Here is an 11,902-nt window from a genome sequence, read left to right as displayed (position 1 = left end):
CCCGGCTGACGCGGCCGCCGCGGCCGGTACCGCGGACCGCGCGGCCACTGGTGCGAGGCCCGCCGCGGGCCCGGCGCTCACGGGGTCACCTCCGGCTGCGGGGCGGCCGCCGCCTCCGGACCGGCGGGCCCGATCCGGACCGGCTCGCCCGGACCCGAGCCCGTGTCGGAGGCGACACCGCGCCCGGTGGAGTTCAGCGGCAGCCACACGACCCGGTCCGGCATGGCCGTCACCCGCAGGGGCAGCGTCACCGACCCCGCGGGCCCGGAGACCCTGAGCGGCTCACCGTCCGCCACGCCCACCTCGGCCGCGGTGGCCGCGGAGAGCCTGGCCACGGCCGCGTGGCGGGTGCCCGCCAGCGCCTCGTCGCCGATCTGCAGGCTGCCCAGGTCAAGCAGCAGCCGGTGACCGGCGAGGACCGCCTCGCCCCCGTCGGGATGCGGCAGGGCCGCCGCGGTCTCCGACGGGTCACCGGCGGGCGGTCCGTCCCAGGTGCCCAGCCGACCGAGTTCGGCACGGGCGGTCCGTACGTCGGGCAGGCCCAGGTGGACGTCCATGGCGTCGGCGAGCATGTGCAGCACCCGCGCGTCGCTCGGCGCGAGCCGCCGCGTCATCTGGTCGGGCTTCAGTGCCGCCTCGAACGGCCGTGCCCTGCCCTCCCAGCTGAGGAAGGTGCCGGCCTTCTCGACGACCGCGGCGACCGGGAGCACCACGTCGGCGCGCTCGGTGACCGCGCCCGGCCGCAGCTCCAGGCTGACCAGGAAGCCGACCCGGTCGAGCGCCTCGATCGCCCGCGCCGGGTCCGGCAGGTCCGCCGGGTCGACGCCCGCGACGAGCAGCGCGCCCAGTTCGCCGGTGGCCGCGGCCTCGACGATCCGGCCGGTGTCGCGGCCGTAGCGGCTCGGGAGCCGGCCGACGCCCCAGACGGCGGCGACCTCGTCGCGGGCCCGCGGATCGGTGGCGGGGCGGCCGCCCGGCAGCAGCGTGGGCAGTGCGCCCGCCTCGACGGCGCCGCGTTCCCCGGCCCGCCGCGGAATCCACACCAGTCGCGCGCCGGTCGCGCTGGACAGCCGCACGGCCGCCGTCAGCGCGCCCGGCACGGTGGCCAGCCGCTCACCCACGACGATCACGGCGCCCTCGGTGCGCAGCGCCTCCGCGGCGGCGGGTCCGTCGCCGTCCAGCCCGGCCCCGCCGGCCAGCGCGTCGAGCCACTCGGTCTCGGTGCCGGGCGCGGCGGGCAGCAGCACACCGCCGGCCTTCTCCAGGCCCCGGGTGGCGAAGGGCGCGAGCGAGAAGGTCTTCTGCTTGCGCTTGCGCCAGGCCTTGCGCAGCCGCAGGAAGACTCCCGGTGCCTCCTCCTCGGACTCGAAGCCGGCGAGCAGCACCGCCGGTGCCTGCTCCAGCAGCCGGTACGTGACCCCGCTGCCGTCCAGATCGCGCCCCCGCCCCGCGACGCGCGCGGCGAGGAAGTCGGCCTCCTCCAGGGAGTGTGCCCTGGCCCTGAAGTCGATGTCGTTGGTGTCGAGCGCGACCCGTGCGAACTTCGCGTAGGCGTAGGCGTCCTCGACGGTGAGCCGTCCTCCGGTCAGCACCCCGGCCCGGCCGCGGGCCGCCGTCAGACCGGCCGCGGCCGCCTGAAGCGCCTCCGGCCAGCTCGCCGGCTCCAGCACTCCTTCGGAGTTGCGCACCAGCGGGGTCGTCAGCCGGTCCCGCTGCTGCGCGTAACGGAACGCGAAGCGTCCCTTGTCGCAGATCCACTCCTCGTTGACCTCGGGGTCGTCCTGGGCGAGCCTGCGCATGACCTTGCCGCGCCGGTGGTCGGTGCGGGTGGCGCAGCCTCCGGAGCAGTGCTCGCACACGCTCGGCGAGGAGACCAGGTCGAAGGGCCGGGAGCGGAAGCGGTACGCGGCCGAGGTCAGCGCTCCCACCGGGCAGATCTGGATGGTGTTGCCGGAGAAGTACGACTCGAAGGGGTCGCCCTCGCCGGTGCCGACCTGCTGGAGGGCGCCCCGCTCGATCAGCTCGATCATCGGGTCGCCCGCGATCTGGTTGCTGAAGCGGGTGCAGCGGGCGCACAGCACGCAGCGCTCGCGGTCCAGCAGCACCTGAGTGGAGATCGGCACTGGCTTCTCGTAGGTGCGCTTGCGGCCCTCGAACCGGGACTCGGCGTTGCCGTGCGACATGGCCTGGTTCTGCAGCGGGCACTCGCCGCCCTTGTCGCAGACCGGGCAGTCCAGCGGGTGGTTGATGAGCAGCAGCTCCATCACCCCGTGCTGGGCCTTCTGCGCGACCTGCGAGGTCAGCTGCGTCCTGACGACCATGCCGTCGGTGCAGGTGATCGTGCAGGAGGCCATCGGCTTGCGCTGGCCCTCCACCTCGACGATGCACTGCCGGCAGGCGCCGGCCGGGTCGAGGAGCGGGTGGTCGCAGAAGCGCGGGATCTCGATGCCGAGGAGTTCGGCGGCCCGGATGACCAGGGTGCCCTTGGGAACGCTGGTCTCGATGCCGTCGATCGTCACGGAGACGAGGTCCTCCGGCGGGATCGCGGGGGTTCCGCCTCCGGCGGTGCCGGCGGACGTGGTGACGGTCATGCGTCCACCTCCGAGTGGGACTGTTCCGGCCGCGTGGCTCCGCCCGCGGACGGCCGTGCGGCGGGGCCGCCGACGGTGGGGAGTGCGGCGGCGGCCGAGGGGCCGCGGCCGCGGGACTGCGGGTGCGCCGTGGTCACGCGGTCACCCCCTTGGGCCGGTCCGCCCAGACGGTGGACTTCGCCGGGTCGAAGGGGCAGCCCCTGCCGTCCAGGTGCTGTTCGTACTCCTCGCGGAAGTACTTCAGGGAGGAGAAGATCGGGCTCGCGGCGCCGTCGCCGAGTGCGCAGAAGGCCTTGCCGTTGATGTTGTCGGCGATGTCCCAGAGCTTGTCGAGGTCCTCGGCGCGGCCCTTGCCCGCCTCGATGTCCCGCATCAGCTGCACGAGCCAGTAGGTGCCCTCGCGGCACGGGGTGCACTTGCCGCAGGACTCGTGCGCGTAGAACTCGGTCCAGCGGGTGACGGCCCGCACGACGCAGGTGGTCTCGTCGAAGCACTGCAGGGCCTTGGTGCCGAGCATCGAGCCGGCGGCGCCCACGCCCTCGTAGTCGAGCGGGACGTCGAGGTGCTCGTCGGTGAACATCGGCGTCGAGGACCCGCCGGGGGTCCAGAACTTCAGCCGGTGGCCGGGGCGCATGCCGCCGCTCATGTCGAGGAGCTGGCGCAGGGTGATGCCGAGGGGGGCCTCGAACTGGCCCGGGTTGGCGACGTGGCCGCTCAGCGAGTACAGCGTGAAGCCCGGGGACTTCTCGCTGCCCATCGACCTGAACCAGTCCTTGCCCTTGTTCATGATCGCGGGAACCGAGGCGATGGACTCGACGTTGTTGACGACAGTGGGGCAGGCGTAGAGGCCTTCGACGGCCGGGAAGGGGGGACGCAGCCGCGGCTGGCCGCGGCGGCCTTCGAGGGAGTCGAGCAGCGCCGTCTCCTCACCGCAGATGTATGCGCCGGCGCCGGCGTGCACGGTGAGTTCGAGATCGAGGCCGGAGCCGAGGATGTCCCGGCCGAGGTACCCGGCGGCGCGCGCCTCGGCGACGGCGTGGTGCAGCCGCCGCAGTACGGGCACGACCTCCCCGCGCAGGTAGATGAAGGCGTGGTTCGACCTGATCGCATGGCAGGCGATCACGATGCCCTCGATGAGGGAGTGCGGGTTCGCGAAGAGGAGCGGGATGTCCTTGCAGGTCCCGGGCTCCGACTCGTCGGCGTTGACGACCAGGTAGTGGGGCTTGCCGTCTCCCTGCGGGATGAACTGCCACTTCATCCCGGTGGGGAAACCGGCGCCGCCGCGGCCGCGCAGCCCGGATTCCTTGACGTAGGCGATGACGTCGTCCGGCGCCATCGCCAGGGCCTTGCGCAGCCCCTCGTACCCTTCGTGCCGGCGGTAGGTCTCCAGGCTCCAGGACTCGTCCTGGTCCCAGAAGGCCGACAGCACGGGTGAGAGCAGCTTCTCGGGGCTGGTGCCGCCGGCTCCCGGCCGGGGGGCACCCCCGAATTCGGTGGACACGGTCATCACTCCCCCTCCTCGGATCCGGCGGTGCCCGGACCGGCGGGGTCCGGGGCCGAGGTCTGCTGATCAGTGCCGGGCCGGCCGGCGGGTACCTCGGCGTGGCGCGGGGAGACGATCCGCCCGGCGGCCTCGCCCTTGGCGAGCCGGAGCCCGGTGAGCGAGGCGGGTCCCGCCCCGCCGCTCGCCTCGACGGCGCCCTCCCGCTCGTCGGGGAAGCCGGCCAGGATGCGGGCGGTCTCCTTGAAGGTGCACAGCGGGGCGCCCCGGGTGGGCGAGACGGGGCGTCCGGCGCGGAGGTCGTCCACCATGGCCTTGGCCGACTCGGGTGTCTGGTTGTCGAAGAACTCCCAGTTGACCATCACGACGGGAGCGAAGTCGCAGGCCGCGTTGCACTCGATGTGCTCCAGCGTGACCTTGCCGTCCTCGGTGGTCTCGTTGTTGCCGACGCCGAGGTGCTCCTTGAGCTCGTCGAAGATGGCGTCGCCGCCCATGACCGCGCACAGGGTGTTGGTGCACACCCCGACCTGGTAGTCGCCCGAGGCCTTGCGGCGGTACATGGTGTAGAAGGTCGCCACGGCGGTGACCTCGGCGGTGGTCAGGCCGAGCGTCTCGGCGCAGAAGCGCACGCCGGTACGGGTGACGTACCCCTCCTCGGACTGCACGAGGTGCAGCAGCGGCAGCAGTGCCGAGCGCGCGTCCGGGTAGCGGGCGATCACCTCCTTGGCGTCCGCGTCGAGCCGCGCGCGCACGTCGGCGGGATAGCCGGGTGCGGGAAGTTCGGGCATTCCCAACTGGACGTCGCTCACCGGTCGACGCCTCCCATCACAGGGTCGATGGACGCGACGGCGACGATGACGTCGGCGACCTGGCCGCCTTCGCACATGGCCGCCATGGCCTGCAGATTGGTGAAGGACGGGTCGCGGAAGTGGACCCGGTAGGGGCGGGTGCCGCCGTCGGAGACGACATGGGCGCCGAGTTCGCCCTTGGGCGACTCGACCGCGGCGTAGGCCTGGCCGGGCGGGACCCGGAAGCCCTCCGTCACCAGCTTGAAGTGGTGGATCAGGGCCTCCATGGAGGTGCCCATGATCTCCTTGATGTGGTCGAGCGAGTTGCCGAGACCGTCGGGGCCGAGGGCCAGCTGCGCGGGCCAGGCGATCTTCTTGTCGGCGACCATCACCGGTCCCGGCTCCAGCCGGTCGAGGCACTGCTCGACGATCCGCAGCGACTCCCGCATCTCCTCGAGCCTGATCAGGAAGCGCCCGTAGGCGTCGCAGCTGTCGGCGGTCGGGACGTCGAACTCGTACGTCTCGTAGCCGCAGTAGGGGCTGCTCTTGCGCAGGTCGTGGGGCAGCCCGGTGGAGCGGAGCATCGGGCCGGTGACGCCGAGGGCCATGCAGCCGGCGAGGTCGAGGTAACCGATGTCCTGCATGCGGGCCTTGAAGATCGGGTTGCCGGTGGCGAGCTTGTCGTACTCCGGCAGGTTCTTCCGCAGTTTCCCGACGGTCTCGCGGATCTGGTCCACCGCTCCGGCGGGCAGGTCCTGGGCGAGTCCGCCGGGCCGGATGAACGCGTGGTTCATGCGCAGGCCCGTGATCAGCTCGTAGAGGTCCAGGATCATCTCGCGGTCCCGGAAGCCGTAGATCATGATCGTCGTGGCGCCGAGCTCCATGCCGCCGGTGGCGATGCAGACCAGGTGCGAGGAGAGCCGGTTGAGCTCCATCAGCAGGACGCGGATGATGCTCGCCCGGTCGGGCACCTGCTCCTCGATGCCGAGGAGCTTCTCCACGCCGAGGCAGTACGCCGTCTCGTTGAAGAACGACGTCAGGTAGTCCATGCGCGTGACGAAGGTGGTGCCCTGCGTCCAGTTCCGGAATTCGAGGTTCTTCTCGATGCCGGTGTGGAGGTAGCCGATGCCGCAGCGGGCCTCGGTGACGGTCTCGCCGTCGATCTCCAGGATGAGGCGGAGCACGCCGTGCGTGGACGGGTGCTGGGGCCCCATGTTGACGACGATCCGCTCGTCGTCGGCCCGGGCCGCGGCCTGGACGACCTCGTCCCAGTCGCCGCCGGTGACGGTGTAGACGGTGCCCTCTGTGGTCTCGCGGGCCGAGGCCTGGGAGGCGTGGGAAGTGCTCATGAGTACGACCTCCGCTGGTCCGGAGCCGGGATCTGGGCGCCCTTGTACTCGACGGGGATGCCGCCGAGGGGGTAGTCCTTGCGCTGCGCGTGGCCCTGCCAGTCGTCCGGCATCATGATCCGGGTGAGGGCGGGGTGGCCGTCGAAGATCAGGCCGAAGAAGTCGTAGGTCTCGCGCTCGTGCCAGTCGTTGGTCGGATACACCTCGACGAGGGACGGGACGTGCGGATCGGCGTCCGGGGCGCTGACTTCCAGGCGGATCAGCCGGTTGTGGGTGATCGAGCGCAGGTGGTAGACGGCGTGCAGCTCGCGTCCCTTGTCGTGCGGGTAGTGGACGCCGCTGACCCCGGTGCAGATCTCGAAGCGCAGGGCCGGGTCGTCGCGCAGGGTCCGCGCCACGCGCACCAGGTGCTCCCGCTCGATGTGGAAGGTGAGTTCGCCGCGGTCGACGACGGTCTTCTCGACGGCGCCTGCCGGGACGAGTCCCTGCTCCTCCAGCGCGCCCTCGAGCTCGTCGGCGACCTCGTCGAACCAGCCGCCGTAGGGGCGGGCGGCCGGCCCGGGGAGCCGTACGGAGCGGACCAGCCCGCCGTAGCCGGAGGTGTCGCCGCCGTTGTTGGCGCCGAACATGCCGCGCTGGACGCGGATCTCCTCGCCGCCCTCGCCGCGCTGTCCCGGCAGGTTCTCGGCGCTCAGCTGCTTCTCGGGGTTCACACCGTTGTTCTCACTCATCGCAGCAGCCCCTTCATCTCGATCGTCGGAAGGGCCTTGAGCGCCGCTTCCTCCGCCTCGCGGGCCGCCTCTTCGGCGTTCACGCCGAGCTTGGAGGACTGGATCTTCTGGTGCAGCTTGAGAATCGCGTCCAGCAGCATCTCGGGCCTCGGCGGGCAGCCGGGCAGATAGATGTCGACCGGCACGATGTGGTCGACGCCCTGCACGATCGCGTAGTTGTTGAACATGCCGCCCGAGGAGGCGCAGACCCCCATGGAGATGACCCACTTGGGGTTCGGCATCTGGTCGTAGACCTGCCGCAGGACGGGCGCCATCTTCTGGCTGACGCGTCCCGCGACGATCATCAGGTCCGCCTGCCGCGGCGAGCCGCGGAAGACCTCCATGCCGAAGCGGGCCAGGTCGTACCTCCCGGCGCCGGTCGTCATCATCTCGATGGCGCAGCAGGCGAGGCCGAAGGTGGCGGGGAAGACGGAGGACTTCCGTACCCAGCCCGCGGCCTGTTCGACAGTGGTCAGCAGAAAACCGCTCGGCAGCTTCTCTTCGAGTCCCATTGGCCCCTCAGCCCTTCAGCCCTTCAGTCCTCTTCCGTCCCGTCGGTCACTTCAGTCCCACTCCAGGCCGCCGCGGCGCCATACATACGCGTAGGCGACGAAGACGGTGAGGACGAAGAGAAGCATCTCGACGAGCCCGAAAATCCCGAGGGCGTCGAAGGTGACCGCCCAGGGGTAGAGGAAGACGATCTCGATGTCGAAGACGATGAAGAGCATCGCCGTCAGGTAGTACTTGATCGGGAATTTCCCGCCCCCGGCCGGCGTCGGCGTCGGCTCGATTCCGCACTCGTACGCTTCGAGCTTGGCCCGGTTGTACCGCTTTGGACCGACAAGCGTGGCCATGACCACGGAGAAGATCGCAAAGCCTGCCCCGAGGGCTCCCAGTACGAGGATGGGCGCATAGGCGTTCACCGCTCCTCGCTCCTCTCAGTCGACACTGACTGTGCTCCGGCGGACCTGCCGTTCTCCCTCCCCGCCCACTCGCCTTCCCCGGAAGATCGTGCGTATGTGAGGCAGTTCACAAGCCCGGCTGCCCCGCATCCTATGCCTGCGGGTCTGTGATCTGCGACACGGGGTACGGCTTGGGATTTGTGATCTCCACCACCCGTCGAAGAATCATGAAGTCGGGTGATCGACGATCTTCGCACGAGAAGCACACGAGCGGTCACCAGCAGTGACGGTCCCCCGCGTTACCGCTGGTCGGACGGGGTGGCGCACTATCAAACCGTGCTGACTGCACACAAATTGGCGATGGACACCGGCAAGTGATATGAGAGGCCCTCACCTTGAGGGTCCCGGGAGCGCCCCGGGCGACACCGGAAGCGGACGGCGGACCACCCGCGCGGGAGGGTGTGCGTGCACGCGTTCACGAAGTCTCCGACTCCTCGCCGCGCCGTGTCCTCGTCGTTTCGGTTTCGTGACCTGCGCCACGTTCCGGAGATCGCCGGAAAGGCGGGCTTGGCCACGCGTATCAACGAGTGGTATCCCCAAGGGCAATTCGGGCGTATCCCTGAAAAGGCGTGATCATCGACTTGATCGACTTCGCGCGCCCGGACATCGCCACAAGTCAACGGCGGGCAAATCGGGCGCGCTTCACCTCCGTTCGAGTCAACTGTGGCGTAGAACACGTTTCTTGTGGACACCCCTGGCGCCTTGATAGCCAGGACCACATGTCCCAAACCGCTCACATACGAAGCCACCGGAAGCCCCGCCCGCAGAGCGCCTCGAGGATCGCGCTGCGCGCCGGAGTTGCCGGTGGCGTTCTCAGCACCGTCGCGGTGGCGGCGGCCGGGACGGCGAGCGCCGATCCGGTCACCCAGACCATCGAGATGCCCACGCTCACCGACGCCCTCGCCTCCACGGCCGCCGAGTCCGCGAACGCGACCCAGCTGGCGGCGTACGGCTACGAGCTCCAGGCGGAGCAGGACGCCGCGGCCGAGAAGGCCGCCAAGGCCGCCAAGAAGGCCAAGGCCGAGGCGGACCGCAAGGAGGAGGCCCGGAAGCAGGAGGCCAAGCGGATCGCCGCCGAGCGCGCCGCCGAGCAGGCCGCCTCCCGGTCCGCGGAGCGCACGACGCTCACCACCGCCTCGTACGACGCCCCCGCGGCGACCGGCAATGTCGCCAGCCTCATCGCCTTCCTCAAGGCCCAGGTCGGCAAGCCCTACGTGATGGGTGCCACCGGCCCCTCGGCGTACGACTGCTCCGGGCTCACCCAGGCCGCCTTCAAGACCGTCGGCGTCAACCTGCCGCGCACCTCGCAGCAGCAGTCGACCTTCGGCACCCCCGTCGCCGTCTCCGACGTGCAGCCCGGCGACCTCGTCTTCTGGGGCGGCACCGGATCGGCGTACCACGTCGCCGTCTACATCGGTGACGGCAAGTACCTCGACGCGGCGAATCCCAGCAAGGGCGTCGTCATCCAGGAGATGTCGTACTACATGCCGACCACGGCGATGCGCGTGCTCTGAGCGCTCCCCACGCTCGCCGGCGCCACCGCGCCGGACCACCGCGCTGAAAGGGCCGCCGATCCTCCGCCCGGATCGACGGCCCTTCGCCGTGCCCTGCCGCGTCGCCGGACGCGCCGCCCGCCCGGCGGTCCCGCGTGCCGGCACCCGGGCTCGTGCCTAGAGCACGTGGGCGCGTGCCATGAGGGTGCCCATGTCGCCGGGGTGCGGCGCCGGGTGGATGTGCACTCCGATGTGCGTGAAGCCGTGGCGGTCGAGGAGTCCGGCCCAGGTCTCCGGAGCGAGGTTCCAGCGGCGCACGGAGATCCGGCTGCCGTCCGGAGCCCGGCCCCGTGTCGTCGTAGGCCCGTAGCGACCGGGGTCGGGCTCGGCCTGGGAGAAGGCGAGCACCCCGCCGGGGGCCAGTCTGCGGGCGATGAGCGGCAGCAGTTCGCCGGGCTCGATGAACCAGACCGCTCCCCAGATCGAGTACACCGCGTCGTAGATGGCGTCGGTGGCCGCCAGGTGGTCGAGGGCGTCCGCTTGGAGGAACCCGAGGTTGGCCGTGCCCTCCCACTGTTCGCGGGCCTCGGCGATCTGGCCTGCCACCAGGTCGAGTGCGGTGACCTTCACGCCGGTCCCGGCGAGATGTGCGGCCGCCGTACCCGTTCCGCAGCCCAGCTCGAGCGCGGTCGCGGGCCTGCCGAGGAACTCCTCGGCAGGCCCGTGCCCCGGGTACTGGGTCCACTCGAAGGACGTGGCGGGTTCGGCGGGTTCGGGGGCGGACACGGCGTCCTCCCCCTCGTGCGGTGTGCGCGGCATACGGGCTCCTCGGAAGACCTCGGCTTGTCCACCGGGCTGGGGCTCGGGCACTGTACCCGTCCGGGAGCCCCCGTCGCACAGCGTTACGGAATACTCACGCCTTCGGGGCAACCTTGCTCAGGCCGTTGATGATCCGGTCCATCGCGTCGCCGCCCGTGGGGTCGGTGAGGTTGGCGAGCAGCTTGAGGGTGAAGCGCATGAGCATGGGGTGGGTGAGGCCGCGCTGGGTGGCGATCTTCATGACCTTGGGGTTGCCGATGAGCTTCACGAAGGCGCGACCGAGCGTGTAGTAGCCGCCGTACGTCTCCTTGAGGATCTTCGGGTAGGCGCGGAGGGCCAGTTCGCGCTGGGCCGGGGTGGCCCGGGCGTGCGCCTGGACGATGACCTCGGCGGCGATCTGGCCGGACTCCATCGCGTACGCGATGCCCTCGCCGTTGAACGGGTTGACCAGACCGCCCGCGTCACCGACGAGCAGCAGGCCCCTGGTGTAGTGCGGCTGGCGGTTGAACGCCATCGGCAGGGCGGCGCCGCGGATCGGCCCCGTCATGTTCTCCGGGGTGTATCCCCAGTCCTCGGGCATGGAGGCGCACCATGCCTTCAGCACCTCGCGCCAGTCCAGCTCCTTGAAGGACTCGGAGGTGTTGAGGACGCCCAGGCCGACGTTCGACGTACCGTCGCCCATGCCGAAGATCCAGCCGTAGCCCGGCAGCAGCCGGTCCTCGCCGGGACCGCGGCGGTCCCACAGCTCCAGCCAGGACTCCAGGTAGTCGTCGTCGTGGCGCGGGGAGGTGAAGTACGTGCGTACGGCCACGCCCATCGGGCGGTCCTCGCGGCGGTGCAGGCCCATGGCGAGGGAGAGCCGGCTGGAGTTGCCGTCGGCGGCGACGACCAGCGGGGCGCGGAAGGTGACCGGGGTCTTCTCCTCGCCCAGCTTCGCCTCGACGCCGGTGATCCGGCCCGTGCGGTCGTCGATGACGGGGCCCGAGACGTTGCAGCGTTCGTGCAGCCGCGCGCCGGCCTTCTGCGCCTGCCGGGCGAGCTGCTCGTCGAAGTCGTCGCGCTTGCGCACGAGTCCGTAGTCCGGGAACGACGCGAGCTCGGGCCAGTCGAGCTGGAGCCGCACACCGCCGCCGATGATCCGCAGGCCCTTGTTGCGCAGCCAGCCGGCCTCCTCGGAGATGTCGATGCCCATCGACACCAGCTGCTTGGTGGCGCGCGGGGTGAGGCCGTCGCCGCAGACCTTCTCCCGCGGGAAGGCCGTCTTCTCCAGCAGCAGGACGTCGAGTCCGGCCTTCGCCAGGTGGTAGGCCGTCGCCGATCCGGCCGGGCCGGCCCCGACGACGATCACATCTGCGGTGTGCTCGGAAGGGGTCTCGGTCACGGCGGGATCTCCCGAAGACTTGAATAGGGGTGCCGAACGGCACGGGACATGTGCAGTCTATGCAGCAGGAGAGATCACCTACCGGAAGGGCTCCCCGTATGCACCAGCCGCCGCCAGCCGTACGTCTGCGCGTCCCGACCGACGAGGACGCCTATGCGTGGCACCGGGTCTTCGCCGACCCGGAGGTCATGGAGTTCGTCGGGGCGCCTTCCGGGCCGCGGGCGCCACTACTCGGGCCGCTCCTCGGG

Annotated in this window: 10 protein-coding genes and 1 pseudogene; 2 read left to right on the top strand and 9 right to left on the bottom strand. The window is 70.9% G+C overall.

Annotated features, from left to right (window positions below; genetic code table 11):
* Positions 1 to 77 precede the first annotated feature (77 nt).
* From GUY61_RS08405 to GUY61_RS08375, 7 genes are all read right to left on the bottom strand, one after another.
* A complete protein-coding gene (locus GUY61_RS08405; protein ID WP_166629440.1) occupies positions 78 to 2,591 on the bottom strand; it encodes an NADH-quinone oxidoreductase subunit G in 2,514 nt (837 codons plus the stop codon).
* Positions 2,592 to 2,724: 133 nt separating this feature from the next.
* Positions 2,725 to 4,098: an NADH-quinone oxidoreductase subunit NuoF gene (nuoF, locus tag GUY61_RS08400; RefSeq protein ID WP_166629439.1), complete on the bottom strand. Its 1,374-nt coding sequence runs from the start codon at positions 4,096 to 4,098 to the stop codon at positions 2,725 to 2,727.
* Complete coding sequence (gene nuoE / locus GUY61_RS08395; protein ID WP_166629456.1) at positions 4,098 to 4,880, bottom strand: NADH-quinone oxidoreductase subunit NuoE; 783 nt, start codon at positions 4,878 to 4,880, stop codon at positions 4,098 to 4,100. Before nuoE ends, nuoF begins: the two co-directional genes overlap by 1 nt.
* Positions 4,881 to 4,897: 17 nt before the next feature.
* Complete coding sequence (locus GUY61_RS08390; RefSeq protein ID WP_166629438.1) at positions 4,898 to 6,229, bottom strand: NADH-quinone oxidoreductase subunit D; 1,332 nt, start codon at positions 6,227 to 6,229, stop codon at positions 4,898 to 4,900.
* On the bottom strand, positions 6,226 to 6,960 hold the full coding sequence (locus GUY61_RS08385; RefSeq protein ID WP_166629437.1) for an NADH-quinone oxidoreductase subunit C: 735 nt from the start codon (positions 6,958 to 6,960) through the stop codon (positions 6,226 to 6,228). Before GUY61_RS08385 ends, GUY61_RS08390 begins: the two co-directional genes overlap by 4 nt.
* Positions 6,957 to 7,511 (bottom strand): NADH-quinone oxidoreductase subunit B family protein, encoded by a 555-nt coding sequence (locus GUY61_RS08380; protein ID WP_031141109.1) that lies wholly within the window; start codon positions 7,509 to 7,511, stop codon positions 6,957 to 6,959. Before GUY61_RS08380 ends, GUY61_RS08385 begins: the two co-directional genes overlap by 4 nt.
* A 51-nt stretch (positions 7,512 to 7,562) precedes the next feature.
* Positions 7,563 to 7,922 carry an NADH-quinone oxidoreductase subunit A gene (locus GUY61_RS08375; protein WP_166629436.1) on the bottom strand — a complete coding sequence of 120 codons (360 nt, stop codon included), beginning with the start codon at positions 7,920 to 7,922 and terminating at the stop codon, positions 7,563 to 7,565.
* 758 nt (positions 7,923 to 8,680) lie between these two features.
* Between GUY61_RS08375 and GUY61_RS08370 the strand changes: the two genes are divergently transcribed.
* On the top strand, positions 8,681 to 9,475 hold the full coding sequence (locus GUY61_RS08370; protein WP_166629435.1) for a C40 family peptidase: 795 nt from the start codon (positions 8,681 to 8,683) through the stop codon (positions 9,473 to 9,475).
* A gap of 156 nt (positions 9,476 to 9,631) precedes the next feature.
* On the opposite strand, the gene GUY61_RS08365 is transcribed toward GUY61_RS08370, so the two are convergent.
* The gene (locus tag GUY61_RS08365) at positions 9,632 to 10,273 is read right to left on the bottom strand and encodes a bifunctional 2-polyprenyl-6-hydroxyphenol methylase/3-demethylubiquinol 3-O-methyltransferase UbiG (protein WP_166629434.1); all 642 of its coding nucleotides are present in this window, start codon (positions 10,271 to 10,273) and stop codon (positions 9,632 to 9,634) included.
* A gap of 94 nt (positions 10,274 to 10,367) precedes the next feature.
* Positions 10,368 to 11,654 (bottom strand): geranylgeranyl reductase family protein, encoded by a 1,287-nt coding sequence (locus tag GUY61_RS08360; RefSeq protein ID WP_166629433.1) that lies wholly within the window; start codon positions 11,652 to 11,654, stop codon positions 10,368 to 10,370.
* Between the two features lie 98 nt (positions 11,655 to 11,752).
* On the opposite strand from GUY61_RS08360, the pseudogene GUY61_RS39885 reads away from it, so the two are divergent.
* Positions 11,753 to 11,902 (top strand): annotated as a pseudogene (locus GUY61_RS39885) (GNAT family N-acetyltransferase); the annotation flags it as partial.

It is taken from the genome of Streptomyces sp. GC420 (assembly GCF_009916105.1).
GTDB lineage: Bacteria > Actinomycetota > Actinomycetes > Streptomycetales > Streptomycetaceae > Streptomyces.
Note: the sequence above shows the minus strand (reverse complement) of the source record. Positions and strands in the feature narration are given on the sequence as shown.